The organism is Streptococcus gwangjuense, from assembly GCF_003627155.1.
GTDB lineage: Bacteria > Bacillota > Bacilli > Lactobacillales > Streptococcaceae > Streptococcus > Streptococcus gwangjuensis.
The window spans coordinates 1893096-1910598 of record NZ_CP032621.1; the positions used below are offsets into that span (position 1 = coordinate 1893096).

Genomic DNA, 17503 nt, shown 5'->3' on the forward strand with positions numbered 1-17503 from the left:
CCCTGTCAAGAAATATGTGTAAAATTTTTATATATAAAAAAACTTCTAGGAAAACTAGAAGTTTAGAGGATTTTATCAGCTCTGTCCACTGTAAAGAGGGCCGCAGTCATCAGGAGATCGACGAGTAAGAGGGCAGCAACAGCTGGCACCCAAGAGTGGAAAAGGTCAAAACTGTAACCAAAGAGGGTTGGCCCAAAGGCTGCCAGGATATAGCCTCCTGTTTGAGATAGGCCGGACAATTGGGCTGTCTTTTCAGGGGCGCTTGTCTTGAGTGAAAAGTTGACCATGAGATAAGGGAAGAGGGCGCTGGTTGCGGTTCCGATGAGGAGATGGATGGCAAGCCAGTAAAAGAAATTACCGACTGGGAAAAAGAGCATGGAAATGCCGAACACACCAGCTAGTGAAACCAGAGTGAGCATGAGCTGACGGTTGCGAGTAGACAAGCTGGTTGTCAGGCTTGGGATGGTCATTGAAAAAGGAATGCTAATCAGAGAGAAGATAGAAGTCAGCAAGCCAGCTTCGTGACTGGATAGGCCTGCATGGATGGCCATGGTAGGTAGCCAGGTCATAGCTGTGTAAAAGAGCAAGGATTGAAAACCTGCAAAGACAATAACTGCCCAGACCTGTTTATTACGCATGACCTTTGCTTTGCTTTTTTGTTTGGTTTGCGGAGCCAGTTTGTGATTGTAGCGGTGATTTGGGAGCCATACTAAAAAAGTTGCTAGACAGAGCAGGGTGAGGAGGATGATAAGTCCTTTCCAAGAACTGGCTTGTGTAATAGGCACAGCCAGATAGGAGGCCAGAGCCGTCGCAATCCCCATAGAGGTTACATATAAGGTGGTCAGAAAACCAATCTTCTTTGGTTGATTGGCTTGGATGAGACTAGGAAGCAGAACATTGATGACTGCGATACTTGCCCCAACCATCAAGGTTCCTAGATAGAGCAGGGGTAGATTGATTAGTCGAATAAGTGATCCAATGGTCAAGAAGAAGAGGCTATAGGTGAAGAGATGCTCCAAGCCAATTTTCTGAGCCAATCGGGTAGAAAAGAGCGAGAAGAGAGTAAACATGAGGAGGGGAAGGCTGGTCAAGACACCAAGCGAACTAACTTCTACTCCCAGCCCTTGCGAAATATCTCCCAATATAATGGGTAAAACAGTAAAAGGAGTCCGCAAGGAAACACCAATCAGGATAATACCTGGAACAAAAAAGAGTGACTGCTTTTTCATAAAATACCTCTTCTAGCTGATTTTAATAACAGCTTATTTTAAGGCTTTTTCCCTATAATGTCAAGTAAGGTTTTGGGCTTTCAAGATAAAAATGGGAAAGTCTTGAAAATTATGATAAAATAGTGGAAGGAAAAATTCAGGAGAGTAGTAGTGACTCAAAATGTTGAAAGTCTTCTCGTATCCATTGTAATCAGTGCATACAATGAAGAAAAATATTTGCCTGGTCTAATTGAAGACTTAAAAAATCAAAGCTATCCTAAAGAAAATATTGAAATTCTATTTATAAATGCTATGTCCACGGATGGGACCACAGCTATCATTCAGGAATTTATAAAAGAAGATACAGAGTTTAACTCAATTAGATTGTATAACAATCCTAAGAAAAATCAAGCTAGTGGTTTTAACTTGGGCGTTAAACATTCTGTAGGAGACCTTATTTTAAAAATTGATGCCCATTCAAAAGTTACTGAAAGTTTTGTAATGAATAATGTGGCTGTTATTCAACAAGGTGAATCAGTCTGTGGGGGACCTAGACCGACGATTGTTGAAGGAAAGGGAAAATGGGCAGAGACCTTGCATCTTGTTGAGGAAAATATGTTTGGCAGTAGCATTGCCAATTATCGAAAGAGTTCCGAGGATAGATATGTTTCTTCTATTTTTCATGGGATGTATAAACGAGAGGTTTTCCAGAAGGTTGGTTTAGTAAATGAGCAACTTGGCCGAACTGAAGATAATGATATTCATTATAGAATTCGAGAACATGGTTATAAAATCCGCTATAGCCCAAGTATTCTATCTTATCAGTATATTCGACCAACATTCAAGAAAATGCTGCATCAAAAGTATTCAAATGGTTTGTGGATTGGCTTGACAAGTCATGTTCAGCCTAAGTGTTTATCATTATTTCACTATGTTCCTTGTTTATTTGTTTTGAGTCTTGTGTTTAGTCTAGCATTGTTACCGATCACATTCGTATTCATAACTTTACAATTAGGTGCCTATTTTCTACTTTTGTCATTACTCACTTTGCTGACTTTATTAAAACATAAAAATGGATTTCTAATTGTGATGCCCTTTCTTTTATTTTCCATTCACTGTGCTTATGGCCTTGGAACGATTGTAGGTTTGATTAGAGGATTTAAATGGAAGAAAGAGTACAAGGGAACAGTAATTTATTTGGAAAAATAAGCCAAATAAATTAAAATGTGCTACAATAACAATATAGTAAAACTCTTTTAAGGAGGAGTAAATTTCTATGAATAAAAAACTCACAGATTATGTGATTGATCTGGTGGAAATTTTAAATAAACAACAAAAACAGGTTTTCTGGGGAATATTTGATATTTTGAGTATGGTGGTTTCCATCATTGTATCTTATATCTTATTCTACGGATTGATTAATCCAGCGCCTGTTGACTACATTATCTATACGAGTTTGGCCTTCTTGTTTTATCAATTGATGATTGCATTTTGGGGGTTGAACGCTAGTATTAGTCGTTACAGCAAGATTACGGATTTCATGAAAATCTTTTTTGGTGTGACTGCGAGCAGTATCCTGTCATATAGTATCTGCTATGCCTTCTTGCCCCTCTTCTCTATCCGTTTTATCTTCCTCTTTATCTTGTTGAGTACTTTCTTGATTTTATTGCCACGGATTACTTGGCAGTTAATCTACTCCAAACGCAAAAAGGGAAGTGGTGATGGAGAACACCGTCGGACCTTCTTGATTGGTGCTGGTGATGGTGGAGCTCTCTTTATGGATAGTTATCAACATCCAACTAGTGAATTAGAACTTGTCGGTATTTTGGATAAGGATGCGAAGAAAAAGGGTCAAAAACTTGGTGGAATCCCTGTTTTGGGTTCATATGATAATCTGCCTGAATTAGCCAAACGCCATCAAATTGAGCGTGTTATCGTTGCGATTCCGTCACTTGACCCGTCAGAATATGAGCGTATCTTGCAGATGTGTAATAAACTGGGTGTCAAATGTTACAAGATGCCTAAAGTTGAAACGGTTGTTCAAGGACTTCACCAAGCAGGTGGAGGATTCCAGAAGATTGATATCACAGACCTTTTGGGCCGTCAGGAAATTCGTCTTGATGAATCGCGTCTGGGCGCAGAACTGACAGGTAAGACAATCTTGGTTACAGGTGCTGGTGGCTCAATCGGTTCTGAAATCTGTCGACAAGTTAGCCGTTTCAATCCTGAACGCATTGTTTTGCTCGGTCATGGGGAAAACTCAATCTACCTTGTTTATCATGAATTGATTCGCAAGTTCCAAGGGATTGATTATGTACCAGTTATCGCAGATATTCAAGACTATGATCGTCTCTTGCAAGTCTTTGAAAAGTACAAGCCAGCTATTGTTTATCATGCGGCAGCTCACAAGCACGTTCCTATGATGGAGCGCAATCCAAAAGAAGCCTTCAAAAACAATATTCGTGGAACTTACAATGTTGCTAAGGCTGTTGATGAAGCTAAAGTACCTAAGATGGTTATGATTTCGACAGATAAGGCGGTTAATCCACCAAATGTTATGGGAGCAACCAAGCGCGTGGCGGAGTTGATTGTCACTGGCTTTAACCAACGTAGCCAATCGACCTACTGTGCAGTTCGTTTTGGAAATGTTCTTGGTAGCCGTGGTAGTGTGATTCCAGTCTTTGAACGTCAGATTGCTGAAGGTGGTCCTGTAACGGTGACAGATTTCCGCATGACCCGTTACTTTATGACTATTCCAGAAGCTAGCCGTCTGGTTATCCATGCTGGTGCTTATGCCAAGGATGGGGAAGTCTTTATCCTTGATATGGGCAAACCAGTCAAGATTTATGACTTGGCCAAGAAAATGGTCCTTCTAAGTGGACACACCGAAAGCGAAATTCCAATTGTTGAAGTTGGAATCCGCCCAGGCGAAAAACTTTACGAAGAACTCTTGGTATCAACCGAACTGGTTGATAACCAGGTTATGGATAAGATTTTCGTTGGTAAGGTTAATGTCATGCCTCTAGAAGCCATCGATCAAAAGATTGAAGAGTTCCGCACTCTTAGTGGAGATGAGTTGAAGCAAGCTATTATCGCCTTTGCCAATCAAACAACCCACGTTGAATAAAAAAGAAAAACGCATATTATCAGGTCTGAAGAACCTTGGTAATATGCGTTTTGTTATGTAGAGATTTGCTCCATTTTCTTCTGAAATGGGGTTGTCGCCCAGTTTATATTATTGAAAATACTCCAAAACTTCTATGGGTTTGTGAGCGATATAATCAGGCTGATAGTTTAGTAGATCTGCTTGCTCTCCAAATCCCCAAGTGACGGCTAATTTCTGAATGCCTGTTTCTTGAGCTCCAAGCATATCAAACTTGGTATCTCCGATGATGATGGCTTGTTCCGGTGCTAGTTGATGTGTCTGCAAGGCTTGGCGAATGACATCTGCCTTATGAGGTGCTTCAGGGCTGGAACCATAAATGCCATCAAAGAAATGATGGATTCCCAAGTTTTTTGTCATATCTTGGGCGGTAGGTGTATTCTTTGTAGTGGTGATATAAAGAGGGTAATTGCTCGTTAACTCCTCAAGCAAGTCTACAATCTGAGGAAAGAGTTGAGCTTCATAGATGCCTTTTTCCTTATAGTAGGAACGGTATATCTGCACAGCCTCAGAAATTTGTTCTTTGGGCAGGCAGGTCGCAAAACTACTTTCAAGAGGCGGTCCCATAAAACCACGAATAGTTTTGGCATCAGGGTTAGGCACCCCCAGCTCCTTAAAGGTATGGGTAAAGGCATTGTGAATCCCGATAGAACTGTCAACGAGGGTTCCATCCAGATCGAAAAAAATCGCTGTGATAGAGGTCATGGTTTCTCCTATTTGATAAGCTTATTCTCCGAAAATTTCTTTTTGGAGGCGACGACCAGTAGGGGTGGCAGCGAGTCCACCTTCAGCTGTTTCACGAAAGGCAGTTGGCATGCTTGCTCCCACTTGGTACATGGCATCGATAACCTCATCCACAGGGATTTTAGATTCGATACCTGCCAGGGCCATATCTGCTGCGATGAAGGCAAAGCTAGCTCCCATGGCATTACGTTTAACACAGGGAACTTCGACCAAGCCAGCAACAGGGTCACAGATGAGGCCTAGCATATTTTTAATGACAAAGGCAATGGCCTGACTGGCCTGATAAGGTGTCCCACCAGCAGCTAGAGTCAAGGCGGCAGCACTCATAGCAGAGGCCGAACCAACCTCGGCCTGACAGCCACCCTCAGCACCTGAGATAGAGGCATTGTTTGCGATGACTAGTCCAAAGGCACCTGCAGCAAAGAGGAAATCCAGCTGTTGATCGTGGCTGAGGTTTAATTTTTCAATAGCAGCAGTGAGAACAGAAGGGAGACAGCCAGCACTTCCAGCGGTTGGAGTAGCGCAGACCAAGCCCATTTTAGCATTGTGCTCATTGACTGCAATGGCATTTCGGGCAGCAGAGAGAATCGTGTAATCTGACAGAGTTTTTCCGTTTTTAATGTAGTGATCCAATTTGGCAGCATCTCCACCTGTCAGGCCACTACGAGATTTATTTTCATTGAGGCCAAGTTGGACAGAGGCTTTCATGACTTCCAGATTGCGTTCCATGAGAAGGAAGACTTCTTCACGTTCGCGACCGGTCAATTCAAACTCTGTTGTAATCATGAGTTCTGCGACATTTCCTTGAAAGTCCAGATCTGCTTGCTCGACCAATTCTTTGATAGAATAAAACATGCTTCCTCCTATTTAAAGAAATTGACATTGTGGAGATGAGGGATTTTTCGAATTTCTTCGATGGCATCATCACAGTTGCGACTATCGACTTCGATAATCATAATGGCTTTTTCACCAGCTTTTTCACGAGTAACATTCATCTGGGCGATATTGATATCATAGCGGGAAAGTGCCTCTGTTACGAGGGCAATCATACCTGGAATATCTTGATGAACAATGATGATAGTCGGTGTATTCATATTGAGAGAGACGGCAAAGCCATTGAGTTCGGTTACCTGAATATTCCCTCCACCGATAGAAATACCAGTTACGCTGATAGTCTTGTGCGCATTTTTGACGGTAATTTTAGTGGTGTTGGGGTGAGGGGCATTACTGTCTTTCTGAATGGTCCAGACAATCTTGATACCACGCTTGTGGGCGATCTCCAGACTGTTTGGGATTTCAGGATCATCTGTATCCATGCCCAAAATACCTGCAACAAGGGCTAGGTCTGTCCCGTGACCACGATAGGTCTTGGCAAATGAGTTAAATAGCTGGAATTCGACTTCTGTCGGAGTATCATCAAAAATGGAAGAGACAATCTTCCCAATACGAACAGCACCAGCGGTATGACTACTAGATGGGCCAATCATAACTGGTCCGATGATATCAAAGACAGATTGAAAACGAAGTGATTTCATCAGTTTCCCCTTATAAAAATTCTTATCTCTATTATATCAAAGAATGAAAGTATTGGCTTTAATTGTGGATGAAAACCTTTTTACACTACAAATAGCATAAAAAAGCATCTTTTGTAACAAAAAATAGCTTATTTAGGGAAATAAAAAATAATTTTGTAATATTTCTACATAAAAGTGTCAAGAAACGGTAATATTTAAAGGGTATGATAGAACTATAGAAAGAAGGAGAATTTTCAAATATGAAATCAACAACTAAAAAGATTAAAACAACTCTTGCAGGAGTAGCTGCCTTGTTTGCAGTATTTGCTCCATCATTTGTATCTGCTCAAGAATCATCAACTTACACTGTTAAAGAAGGTGATACACTTTCAGAAATCGCTGAAACTCACAACACAACTGTTGAGAGATTGGCAGAAAACAACCACATTGACAACATCCATTTGATTTATGTTGGTCAAGAGTTGGTTATCGATGGTCCTGTAGCACCTGTTGCAACACCAGCGCCAACTACTTATGCAGCACCAGCTGCTCAAGATGAAACTGTTTCAGCTCCAGTAGCAGAAACTACAGAAGTAGCAGAAGAAGCTCCAGTGGCAAGCGCTCCTGTAACAGAAGAATCGGTTGCTACAACAGAAGCTTCAGCACCAGCTTCAACTGTAAGTGGATCTGAAGCAGAAGCTAAAGAATGGATCGCTCAAAAAGAATCAGGTGGTAGCTATACAGCTACAAACGGCCAATACATTGGACGTTACCAATTGACAGATTCATACTTGAACGGTGACTACTCAGCTGAAAACCAAGAACGTGTGGCAGATGCCTATGTTGCAGGACGCTACGGTTCATGGACTGCTGCTAAAAACTTCTGGCTTAACAACGGTTGGTATTAAGAAATAGAAAAAGAGCCTTTGATGGCTCTTTTTGTGTGCTTTTATTTGACAAAAGACAATTTTTAAATAGTAGTAATAACAGATTGTTTACGGCTGACGAGATTCTGGAGTTTCTCCAGCTGAATTAGTGCGATTATTACTGTTAGTATCGCGAACCTCGGCATTATTACTATTATTATTGGTATTCGTATCTCCTTGGGTTCCTGCAGTATCAGTAGCTTGATCTCGTGTATTGACAGCAGTGTTTCCCCCGCTTCTAGCACTATCAGATGAATATTGCTCGCTTACAGGTACTTGTGAATTATATCTGTTCCCATTTGACTCAGTATAGTTTGGAGTGTAGCTACCTCCTTCTGAAGAATAGCTTTCTCTTCCCTCAACGTTACTAGTCGTTTCTGTTTCTTTTTTATTAGACTTTTGTTCTTCTTCTTTTTTGGTCAAGACTTCAGCTTGCTTTTGGAATTTTGAAATCAGTTCTTGAATGGGTTTTATTTTTTCATCAATAGTAGCTTGTTCGCTTGTGGAGTTGACACTTTTAATAATTTCTAGTATCTTTTGTAAGGAAGTGATGGCTGTTTCAAGTGCTTGTTTATCTTCAAACTGGCTATCGGATTCCTTTATATCCAATTTTAAAGCTTTTTCAGTATAATGATTAGTGATTTTATCGGCCGTAGAAGTAAGAAAATCTGTTAATGTCTTTTTGCCTTCGTCAGTGGTAGGCTTTAATTCTTGAATTTTTTTCCAATCCTCTATAATCGTTTCAGAATCAATATTGAAGTTTTTAATAGCATTTTTTACTTGTTCGACATCTTGTCCATCCTTATGTTGTTTGCTGAGAGCGATGTTCCCTCTCTCTGCTTGGATATGTTCTTGATGAATGACTAAGCCTATTAAAAGTCCAAGACCTACAACAATAATGATAGTAAAAATGGTATTTTTTGATTTTAGGATATCTTTGTAGTTTTTCACAATCGTTCTACGCACATGGATGAAGTATCTTTAAGTGATCATGTACGCCCTCCTCCTCATTATAGTATATCATTTTTAGCTTATTTTATAAATAAGTTTATAAGTAGAATCGAGATTTAACTGTTCATTGCCCTTTTTGTAATTATATTTCCGTTTCTATCAAAGAGAATATTAGATTATCAGCCTCTTTCTTGTCGTTAAAAAAGTGAGATATATTGACTTTTGAAAAAATGTCATAATTGAGTTGGGATAAATGTAAAAGTAAAACTTTGTCGTTAAATCGTTCGGCGATTCATGGTGACATGGACACGTAGTAGTAAGCGCACTATGTGGCTTGGCAGAGCTAAAAACTTTTGGCTTAACAACGGCTGGTATTAAGAAATAACGAATAGAATAATATGAAAAGGTCGAGAAAATCCCTCGACTTTTTATATTTTCTTCGGTTGATAATAGGTCTCTACTTCTTTTTTGAGATGAGACAGCATAGAAGTTTCCTCGGTCAGCTCTAGAAGTGAGAAACCTTTTTGGATAAGTTTCGCATCATCCGTACAAATCCCGATACGGACATAGCAGATAGCAAGCCTATCGTAGCTTTTCTTGTTCTTAGCGTCCTCTAGTAAAGTATAGCAGATTTGTTGGCACATGTTTTTGTCTTGATTGTATAAGTAAATGGTGGAAAGGTTGAGTAGGATTGCTACTCGCAGTTCATATAGATGTTGATAGTTTTTATAGACTTCCAAGCGTTGCAATATTTTTTCAGTGATGAGATGGAGGTGTTCAATGGGAAAGCTAAAAAGGATGGTATTGAGGATTTTTAGGTCATTTTCATACCATGTATCTTGTTTTTCAATCTTCTCCCAAAGCTTGTTGATAGTCTGTTTCACTTGGTCTGACAGTTCTCCAGTCCCATGTTGACGGAGATAAATAACAACTTCCAGCATATCCCTGATTTCTTCTATAGGTAGGTCGTGGCGGGTCTTGAGATAATTTTGGCATTTTTGAAATAGTTTTTCGAGTTCACTAGTCCCTAGGATTGAGCTCATATTGAGATAGGTTTGCCTGATTTCTGTTCGTTGGCTAGGTTGATAGAGATGGCAGATATAGTCAAACTCTTCAAAACTCATATTGATTTGCCGGAGAAGAAACTCCATATTTTCATATTTGGGAGTTACCTTGCCGCTTTCAATCTTTGATAGGCTGGTTCTTGAAATGACATTTCCACAGACCTCTTCTTGGGTCAATCCTTTTGACTCGCGTATTTGTTTATAGACCTTTCCGAAATCATAACGCATAATTTTCTCCTTTTCGTGAAAAAGTTAACAAATAATAAAATCCTATTAAAAATATTGTATCATAGTAACAGGGATAGTAAAAAAGAAAACTAAAATAATGTGTGAAAAAAGTTAACTAATTTTAAAATAGAGTAAAGAAGAAGTATACTATAGATACAAAATACAGATAGGAAGGAAAGAGTATGAATAAAAAAGTTTTTCGCTTTTTAGTTGTTCTTGCGTTTTTATTCAGCATTGCTACGGTTTTCCCATGGAGATGGCCGATATAATGCGCTAGTTGTAAAAATGAAAGAAACGTGAGTCCAATGGACTACGATACTTGTTGATAAATTACTATAGCTGTTTTTACGGAACAGCTCTCGATAATAGGAGAAATAAATCATGAGAAAATTAGTTAAAATTGGTATTGCATCTTTAATGGTATGTGGTATACTTGCTACTACAAATGCTTTAGCAGTATGGGTTGATGGTGGTCAATGGAACTATGGAGTAGGTTGGACAGGAACTTTTGGATATTCTGATTATTTACATTCTACTCGATCTCATACAGCAACTGTCAAGCATGGAGGTAGAATCTCTAAGGATCGTGAAGATCCCGAGGTTTGGGCTAAAGCTTCCCTTAATAAAATTCCGCCAACAGGATTAGAATATTTCTATGGATTTTAAGTGAAATTTTCCCTCTCCTATTAGGAGAGGGAGAACTTTAGTGGAGGTACTTTTATGAAAAAAATCAGTCATCTTTGTATGTTTCTGCTGTTGCTGTGTACCACTTTTTTTGTTTTTAATGTAAACTACACACGTGAAGCGGTTCGGATTCGGGAAATGGGAAAGACTGTAGATTCTTTGGATTTGTATTTGAAAGATATTAACGAACCTGCAGCGTCTGTTCTTCGATTTTTTGAGGATGTATCAAAGGAGTACAAAGTCTCCATCATCAAAACAGATAGTGGTGATGAGGTAATCAAGTCTGGTGTTTTTGATAAAGATACCTTCCCCTACCAAGAGTTTGGGATTTCTTCTCTTGATTTTACCACAGATGGTGAAGGAGTCTACAGTAATAAAGAAATTTCTAATAAACTTGGTACGATTCCGACCTTTCTAAAAGCCAAGCCTATTCAGCTTATGACTTTTCAAACCTATATCAAGGATACATCTCGTAGTTTAAATGGTCGCTATACGATAACTTCTACACAAGAGATGGATAAGGATAGGATTGTACAGAAATGGAGCGATTTTTTCAAGATAGACCAGGCTACCTTGCTAGAGCCTACCTATAAAAGTGCAGTGGAAGTCATAAACCGAGATTTGCTTTTAACTGCCATTGTTTTTGTCTTGGCTATTTTACTTCTTGTGTTAGTAACAGTTTATCAGCCGATGATGGAGATGAAACGAGTGGGGGTTCAAAAGTTACTTGGTTTTCAAAGCGGGGCGATTTTAGCTGGTTTTGTAAAGACTAATTTTTATCTTCTCTTGGGTGGAAGTCTTGTCATTGACTTGGGACTATTTTTAGTGCTAGACTACAGGCCAAAACTTCTGTTCCCAAGTTTACTCTTATCCCAATTTCTGCTTTTACAGTTGTATTTGTTCATCAGTTGGCTGACCTACCTGATGATTCAGAAAATGACAGTTAGTTCCATATTGAAAGGTTTTTCATCTGTCAAACTTGGTCTCATCTTCAATTATGTGATGAAAATAGGGACAACTATTTTACTGACGGCCTTACTGATTGGGGTAGGCAGAAGTCTAGAACAAGAAAACAAAGAACTTGCTTATCAGCAACAGTGGGTAAGCCAAGGGAATTACTTGACCTTAGAAACCTTCCAACTCAATGATAACCTGTGGCAAGAAGAGCTAGCAGGGTCAGGGAAATCTACAGATTATTTCTACCAATTTTATCAAGATTTGCTAGCAAAAATACAAGTAAATTATGTGCGAAGTGCGAGTCTTCCTATCAAACCAGTCATCAAAGCAGAACAAGTGCAGCAGTACCAACTGCCTGATAAGGTAGATGTTTACTATGCTAATAGCAATTTTCTAAAGAGCAAGGGATTCAAGTTACCAGAAACCAGCACTAAAAAAGTTATTTTGATGCCAGCCAGTGCCAAAGGACAAGAAGGTAAGAATCAGTTCTTGGGAAAATCCATAGCCTATCTTTCTATGAGGTATGAAGATCAGCAAAAGCAAAGGATAGAAGATATGGATGTAGAAATTGCCTACTATGAAGGAGATTGGTCTTTCTTCCCTTATAATAATGAGCGAAAGGAAAATCTCCACAATCCAATCATTAGTCTGGTAAATGATCAAGACATGATGTGGGAAGAAAAGACTCGCTTGTCAACGACAGGTTTAAACAATCCGATGAAAGTTGAAAATACAGAACAAAATCAAAAAGTGATTACGGAGTTAGTTGAGAAATTATCAGATGGGAATTATTTAAAATTTTCATCGATTCAAGCCATTCAACAAGAGAAAGTAGATTCTTATCGAGATGCAGTTCGAAATCTTAATATACTCTTTGCTTTATTTGGTTTCCTTAGCATGATGATTTCCTACTTCTTACTAGTAACAACTTTCTTATTGAAGCGAACAGATATCATTACCAAGAAGTTTATGGGGTGGAAGCTGGTTGATCGCTATCGTCCTCTCCTCGTTCTGCTCTTGCTGGGCTATAGTCTCCCTCTTCTAATCTTGATTTTCTTTGCCCATGCGCTTTTGCCACTTCTACTGTTTGCAGGCTTTACATGTTTGGATATACTATTTGTGCTAGCCTTGGCTTCTAGGATGGAGAAAAGAAGTCTAGTAGAGTTATTGAAAGGGGGCATCTTATGATTGAGTTGGAAAATATTACCAAAACCATTGGGGGAAAAGTGATTTTGGATAACTTGTCTCTCAGGATTGATCAGGGGGATTTGGTAGCCATTGTTGGTAAGAGTGGTAGTGGTAAGTCGACCTTGTTAAATTTATTAGGTTTGATAGATGGTGATTATAGCGGACGGTATGAGATTTTTGGTCAGACAAATCTAGCGGTCAATTCTGCCAAGTCACAAACAATAATCCGTGAACATATCTCTTATCTATTTCAAAATTTTGCTCTGATTGATGATGAAACGGTCGAGTACAATCTTATGCTGGCGCTGAAATATGTGAAATTGTCTAAGAAAGACAAGCTCAAAAAGGTGGAAGAGATTTTAGAGAGAGTAGGTTTGTCAGCTACTTTGCATCAAAAGGTCTCCGAGTTGTCTGGTGGGGAGCAACAACGAATTGCAGTTGCTAGAGCCATCTTAAAACCCAGCCAGCTGATTTTAGCCGATGAACCAACAGGTTCTCTGGATCCTGAAAATAGAGATTTGGTCTTGAAGTTTCTCTTAGAGATGAATCGAGAAGGGAAAACAGTCATTATTGTGACCCACGATGCTTATGTAGCCCAACAATGTCATCGTGTCATTGAATTGTGAAAAATACAGAAATCTTATCAAAAATCTTTAAATTTAAGGATACCTTTAAAATTTAATTTTAAAACACTCATTTATCAACATTTTTGATTGATAAAAATAGGAAATCGGTTGTTTTTGGGAGATTCCCTAAAATTACCTCCTAACCACACGTACTAAAAAGATACTTCCTATGGAAATCGTATGACTCTGAAGCTTCGAATAGTTCAGTTTTCATGATTTTTATGCTATTCTAGCTTTAAAATCCTTCTGAACGTAAAATTTTAAGCAGTAAAAGACTTAGAATATCCCTAAAACATTTATTTTATGGTAATTCTAAACGTAGAATTGCGTGGATATGTATGGATTTAATCTGTTCGATAGTTAGGACAGCTCTATTCTGGGAAATCTGAGCTATCAATGGTTAAGAACAGCATTTCAACAATGGATTTTGTTGAAGGATTGATTATTTTATGAAAGAGGTTGGCAGATTATCAGCCTCTTTCTTGTCTTCTCTAACCAAGCATGTTATAATGAATACTGCTCAAGCGACCTTCAATCGTGAAGCACACACGACCTTCAATCGTGAATAAACGAATAGATGGGAGACTTACCATGAGTGATAACTCTAAAACACGTGTTGTCGTGGGGATGAGTGGTGGTGTTGATTCGTCGGTGACGGCTCTTCTTCTCAAGGAGCAGGGCTACGATGTGATCGGTATCTTCATGAAGAACTGGGATGACACAGATGAAAACGGCGTTTGTACGGCGACCGAAGATTACAAGGATGTGGCTGCGGTAGCAGACCAGATCGGCATTCCTTACTACTCTGTCAATTTTGAAAAAGAGTACTGGGACCGCGTTTTCGAGTATTTCCTAGCGGAATACCGTGCAGGGCGCACGCCAAATCCAGATGTTATGTGCAACAAGGAAATCAAATTTAAGGCCTTTTTGGACTATGCCATGACCTTGGGGGCAGACTATGTAGCTACTGGGCATTATGCCCGAGTGGCGCGTGATGAGGACGGGACAGTTCACATGCTTCGAGGCGTGGACAATGGCAAGGACCAGACCTATTTCCTCAGCCAACTTTCGCAAGAACAACTGCAAAAAACTATGTTCCCCTTGGGACATTTGGAAAAGCCTGAAGTTCGAAAACTAGCAGAAAAAGCAGGCCTTGCGACTGCTAAGAAGAAAGATTCGACAGGGATTTGTTTTATCGGAGAAAAGAACTTTAAAAACTTTCTTAGCAACTACCTGCCAGCTCAGCCAGGTCGCATGATGACTGTGGATGGTCGCGATATGGGTGAGCATGCAGGTCTGATGTATTATACGATTGGTCAGCGTGGCGGTCTCGGTATCGGTGGGCAACACGGCGGTGACAATGCTCCTTGGTTCGTTGTCGGAAAAGATCTAAGCAAGAATATCCTCTATGTAGGCCAAGGTTTCTACCATGATTCGCTCATGTCAACAAGTTTAGAAGCCAGTCAAGTTCACTTTACTCGTGAGATGCCAGAGGAGTTTACGCTAGAATGTACGGCTAAATTCCGCTACCGTCAGCCCGACTCTAAGGTGACAGTACATGTCAAAGGAGATAAGGCGGAAGTCATCTTTGCAGAACCTCAACGCGCTATCACGCCAGGTCAGGCAGTTGTCTTTTACGATGGCGAAGAGTGTCTAGGTGGCGGTTTGATTGACAATGCCTACCGCGATGGACAAGTTTGTCAGTACATTTAGATTGACAAATTTTCTCAATTTGCTACAATAATAAAAGCAATAGAAATGATGGTCAAAGCTCATGGATGTTGCAGGCTTTTTTGTCCTGCACTTCTTTGGAGTTTTGACTGTTTTTGTGTCGTTTAAGGGAAAGGACAAGAATGACTCAGCAAGACTTTCGGACAAAAGTAGGAAATACGGTTTTTGGAGTTCGGGCGACAGCCTTGATTCTCCAAAATCGCAAGCTTCTAGTTACCAAAGACAAGGGCAAGTATTACACTATCGGCGGTGCGATTCAAGTCAATGAAAGAACGGAAGACGCGGTAGTCCGTGAAGTGAGGGAAGAACTGGGTGTCAAAGCTCAAGCTGGGCAGCTAGCTTTTGTGGTTGAAAATCGTTTTGAACAGGACGGTGTATACTATCACAACATCGAATTTCATTATTTGGTAGACTTACTGGAAGATGCTCCGTTGACCATGCAGGAAGATGAGAAAAGGCAGCCCTGTGAATGGATTGACATAGACAAGCTTGAGGGTATCAATCTAGTTCCAGCCTTTTTAAAAACAGCCTTACCCGATTGGAACGACCAACTGCGACACATTCATCTTGAGGAATAGGAGAGAAGTATGACATATCATTTTACTGAAGAATACGATATTATTGTAATTGGTGCGGGACACGCTGGGGTAGAAGCATCCCTAGCAGCTAGCCGTATGGGGTGTAAGGTCTTGCTTGCGACCATCAACATTGAAATGCTGGCTTTCATGCCTTGTAACCCCTCTATCGGTGGTTCTGCCAAGGGAATCGTTGTGCGTGAAGTTGATGCCCTCGGTGGCGAGATGGCTAAGACCATTGACAAGACTTACATCCAGATGAAGATGCTCAACACAGGTAAGGGTCCTGCCGTTCGTGCCCTTCGTGCGCAGGCTGACAAGGAGCTTTACTCTAAGGAGATGCGCAAGACAGTTGAAAATCAAGAAAATCTGACCCTTCGTCAGACTATGATTGATGAGATTTTGGTTGAAGATGGCAAGGTTGTCGGTGTACGTACAGCGACCCATCAAGAATATGCTGCCAAGGCTGTTATCGTGACGACAGGAACAGCCCTCCGAGGGGAAATTATCATTGGAGACCTTAAGTATTCATCAGGTCCTAACCACAGCCTAGCTTCTATTAACCTTGCTGACAATCTCAAGGAACTAGGCCTCGAAATCGGTCGTTTCAAGACAGGAACTCCTCCACGTGTCAAGGCTTCTTCTATCAATTACGATGTGACAGAGATTCAGCCAGGGGACGAAGCACCGAATCACTTCTCATACACTTCACGTGATGAGGATTATGTCAAGGACCAAGTGCCATGCTGGTTGACCTACACCAATGGTACCAGTCATGAGATTATCCAAAACAACCTCCACCGTGCGCCTATGTTTACAGGTGTGGTCAAGGGAGTGGGACCTCGTTACTGCCCATCGATTGAGGATAAGATTGTGCGCTTTGCGGACAAGGAACGCCACCAACTCTTCCTTGAGCCAGAAGGGCGCAATACAGAGGAAGTCTATGTCCAAGGACTTTCAACCAGTCTGCCTGAGGATGTACAGCGTGAGTTGGTTCATTCTATCAAAGGGTTGGAGAATGCTGAGATGATGCGAACAGGTTATGCCATTGAGTATGACATGGTCTTGCCACACCAGTTGCGTGCGACTCTGGAAACCAAGAAAATCTCAGGACTTTTCACTGCTGGTCAGACAAATGGAACATCAGGTTATGAAGAAGCTGCTGGCCAAGGGATTATCGCTGGGATCAATGCGGCTCTGAAAATCCAAGGCAAGCCTGAGTTGATTTTGAAGCGCAGTGACGGTTATATCGGTGTGATGATTGACGATTTGGTGACCAAGGGAACCATTGAACCCTACCGTCTCTTGACCAGTCGTGCTGAATACCGTCTCATTCTTCGCCATGACAATGCTGATATGCGTTTGACAGAGATGGGACGCGAGATTGGCCTTGTGGATGATGAACGCTGGGCTCGTTTTGAAATCAAGAAAAATCAATTTGACAATGAGATGAAGCGCCTAGACAGCATCAAACTCAAGCCAGTCAAGGAAACCAATGCTAAGGTTGAGGAGATGGGCTTCAAGCCGTTGACAGATGCAGTGACAGCCAAGGAATTCCTTCGCCGTCCAGAAGTTTCTTACCAAGATGTGGTGGCTTTCATCGGACCAGCTGCAGAGGACTTGGATGACAAGATTATCGAATTGATTGAAACAGAAATCAAGTACGAAGGCTATATTTCCAAAGCTATGGACCAGGTTGCCAAGATGAAACGCATGGAAGAAAAACGCATTCCAGCCAATATTGATTGGGACGACATTGATTCTATCGCAACCGAAGCCCGTCAGAAGTTCAAACTCATCAATCCAGAAACCATCGGCCAAGCCAGCCGTATTTCGGGAGTAAACCCAGCAGACATTTCTATTTTGATGGTGTATCTTGAAGGTAAAAATCGTAGTATTTCTAAAAATCAAGAAAAGAAAGCATAGAGAAAAACAGCTCCGAAA

Annotated in this window: 15 protein-coding genes; 9 read left to right on the forward strand and 6 right to left on the reverse strand. The window is 40.6% G+C overall.

Annotated elements, in window-relative coordinates; genetic code table 11:
* Positions 1-62: 62 nt before the first annotated feature.
* Positions 63-1229, reverse strand: coding sequence for a CynX/NimT family MFS transporter (locus D7D53_RS09525; protein ID WP_120770801.1), 1167 nt, complete (start codon positions 1227-1229; stop codon positions 63-65).
* Positions 1230-1379: 150 nt separating this feature from the next.
* On the opposite strand from D7D53_RS09525, the gene D7D53_RS09530 reads away from it, so the two are divergent.
* Together D7D53_RS09530 and D7D53_RS09535 are read left to right on the forward strand one after the other, a co-directional pair.
* On the forward strand, positions 1380-2417 hold the full coding sequence (locus tag D7D53_RS09530) for a glycosyltransferase family 2 protein (protein ID WP_407829557.1): 1038 nt from the start codon (positions 1380-1382) through the stop codon (positions 2415-2417).
* A 67-nt stretch (positions 2418-2484) separates the two neighbouring features.
* Entirely contained in the window at positions 2485-4335 is a 1851-nt protein-coding gene (locus D7D53_RS09535) for a polysaccharide biosynthesis protein (protein WP_120770802.1), read from the forward strand.
* Between the two features lie 108 nt (positions 4336-4443).
* Here D7D53_RS09535 and D7D53_RS09540 read toward each other — a convergent pair whose 3' ends face one another.
* Genes D7D53_RS09540 through sdaAB form a run of 3 tightly spaced genes read right to left on the reverse strand, consistent with a single transcriptional unit; the run spans position 4444 to position 6650 of the window.
* Positions 4444-5076, reverse strand: coding sequence for an HAD family hydrolase (locus D7D53_RS09540; protein ID WP_120770803.1), 633 nt, complete (start codon positions 5074-5076; stop codon positions 4444-4446).
* Between the two features lie 21 nt (positions 5077-5097).
* Complete coding sequence (gene sdaAA / locus D7D53_RS09545) at positions 5098-5970, reverse strand: L-serine ammonia-lyase, iron-sulfur-dependent, subunit alpha (protein WP_120770804.1); 873 nt, start codon at positions 5968-5970, stop codon at positions 5098-5100.
* Positions 5971-5978: 8 nt separating this feature from the next.
* Positions 5979-6650, reverse strand: coding sequence for an L-serine ammonia-lyase, iron-sulfur-dependent subunit beta (gene sdaAB / locus D7D53_RS09550; protein ID WP_049487361.1), 672 nt, complete (start codon positions 6648-6650; stop codon positions 5979-5981).
* Between the two features lie 239 nt (positions 6651-6889).
* Here sdaAB and apf point away from each other — a divergent pair, with 239 nt between their 5' ends.
* A complete protein-coding gene (gene apf / locus D7D53_RS09555) occupies positions 6890-7537 on the forward strand; it encodes an aggregation-promoting factor (protein ID WP_120770805.1) in 648 nt (215 codons plus the stop codon).
* A gap of 87 nt (positions 7538-7624) precedes the next feature.
* Here the strand turns inward: apf and D7D53_RS09560 are convergent, their stop codons facing one another.
* Both D7D53_RS09560 and D7D53_RS09565 read right to left on the reverse strand, forming a co-directional pair.
* Complete coding sequence (locus D7D53_RS09560) at positions 7625-8506, reverse strand: hypothetical protein (RefSeq protein ID WP_120770882.1); 882 nt, start codon at positions 8504-8506, stop codon at positions 7625-7627.
* A gap of 428 nt (positions 8507-8934) precedes the next feature.
* Entirely contained in the window at positions 8935-9798 is an 864-nt protein-coding gene (locus D7D53_RS09565; protein WP_033682453.1) for a helix-turn-helix domain-containing protein, read from the reverse strand.
* A 381-nt stretch (positions 9799-10179) separates the two neighbouring features.
* Here D7D53_RS09565 and D7D53_RS09570 point away from each other — a divergent pair, with 381 nt between their 5' ends.
* The 6 genes from D7D53_RS09570 to mnmG all read left to right on the forward strand — a co-directional run bounded on the left by D7D53_RS09570 (position 10180) and on the right by mnmG (position 17485).
* On the forward strand, positions 10180-10464 hold the full coding sequence (locus D7D53_RS09570) for a lactococcin 972 family bacteriocin (protein WP_033682452.1): 285 nt from the start codon (positions 10180-10182) through the stop codon (positions 10462-10464).
* A 54-nt stretch (positions 10465-10518) separates the two neighbouring features.
* Positions 10519-12627, forward strand: coding sequence for an amino acid ABC transporter permease (locus D7D53_RS09575; RefSeq protein ID WP_033682450.1), 2109 nt, complete (start codon positions 10519-10521; stop codon positions 12625-12627).
* A complete protein-coding gene (locus D7D53_RS09580) occupies positions 12624-13253 on the forward strand; it encodes an ABC transporter ATP-binding protein (RefSeq protein ID WP_033682448.1) in 630 nt (209 codons plus the stop codon). Before D7D53_RS09575 ends, D7D53_RS09580 begins: the two co-directional genes overlap by 4 nt.
* A 591-nt stretch (positions 13254-13844) precedes the next feature.
* Positions 13845-14966 (forward strand): tRNA 2-thiouridine(34) synthase MnmA, encoded by a 1122-nt coding sequence (gene mnmA / locus D7D53_RS09585; RefSeq protein WP_120770806.1) that lies wholly within the window; start codon positions 13845-13847, stop codon positions 14964-14966.
* A gap of 140 nt (positions 14967-15106) precedes the next feature.
* Complete coding sequence (locus D7D53_RS09590) at positions 15107-15562, forward strand: NUDIX hydrolase (protein WP_162927900.1); 456 nt, start codon at positions 15107-15109, stop codon at positions 15560-15562.
* Positions 15563-15571: 9 nt separating this feature from the next.
* A complete protein-coding gene (gene mnmG, locus D7D53_RS09595; RefSeq protein ID WP_120770808.1) occupies positions 15572-17485 on the forward strand; it encodes a tRNA uridine-5-carboxymethylaminomethyl(34) synthesis enzyme MnmG in 1914 nt (637 codons plus the stop codon).
* The last annotated feature ends 18 nt before the right edge of the window (positions 17486-17503 follow it).

What these genes read in the sequence shown, in the direction of transcription:
- D7D53_RS09525 (WP_120770801.1), bottom strand. Translation starts at nt 1,229, where the DNA reads ATGAAAAAGCAGTCACTCTTTTTTGTTCCAGGTATTATCCTGATTGGT.
- D7D53_RS09535 (WP_120770802.1), top strand. Translation starts at nt 2,485, where the DNA reads ATGAATAAAAAACTCACAGATTATGTGATTGATCTGGTGGAAATTTTA.
- D7D53_RS09540 (WP_120770803.1), bottom strand. Translation starts at nt 5,076, where the DNA reads ATGACCTCTATCACAGCGATTTTTTTCGATCTGGATGGAACCCTCGTT.
- sdaAA (WP_120770804.1), bottom strand. Translation starts at nt 5,970, where the DNA reads ATGTTTTATTCTATCAAAGAATTGGTCGAGCAAGCAGATCTGGACTTT.
- sdaAB (WP_049487361.1), bottom strand. Translation starts at nt 6,650, where the DNA reads ATGAAATCACTTCGTTTTCAATCTGTCTTTGATATCATCGGACCAGTT.
- apf (WP_120770805.1), top strand. Translation starts at nt 6,890, where the DNA reads ATGAAATCAACAACTAAAAAGATTAAAACAACTCTTGCAGGAGTAGCT.
- D7D53_RS09565 (WP_033682453.1), bottom strand. Translation starts at nt 9,798, where the DNA reads ATGCGTTATGATTTCGGAAAGGTCTATAAACAAATACGCGAGTCAAAA.
- D7D53_RS09570 (WP_033682452.1), top strand. Translation starts at nt 10,180, where the DNA reads ATGAGAAAATTAGTTAAAATTGGTATTGCATCTTTAATGGTATGTGGT.
- D7D53_RS09575 (WP_033682450.1), top strand. Translation starts at nt 10,519, where the DNA reads ATGAAAAAAATCAGTCATCTTTGTATGTTTCTGCTGTTGCTGTGTACC.
- D7D53_RS09580 (WP_033682448.1), top strand. Translation starts at nt 12,624, where the DNA reads ATGATTGAGTTGGAAAATATTACCAAAACCATTGGGGGAAAAGTGATT.
- mnmA (WP_120770806.1), top strand. Translation starts at nt 13,845, where the DNA reads ATGAGTGATAACTCTAAAACACGTGTTGTCGTGGGGATGAGTGGTGGT.
- D7D53_RS09590 (WP_162927900.1), top strand. Translation starts at nt 15,107, where the DNA reads ATGACTCAGCAAGACTTTCGGACAAAAGTAGGAAATACGGTTTTTGGA.
- mnmG (WP_120770808.1), top strand. Translation starts at nt 15,572, where the DNA reads ATGACATATCATTTTACTGAAGAATACGATATTATTGTAATTGGTGCG.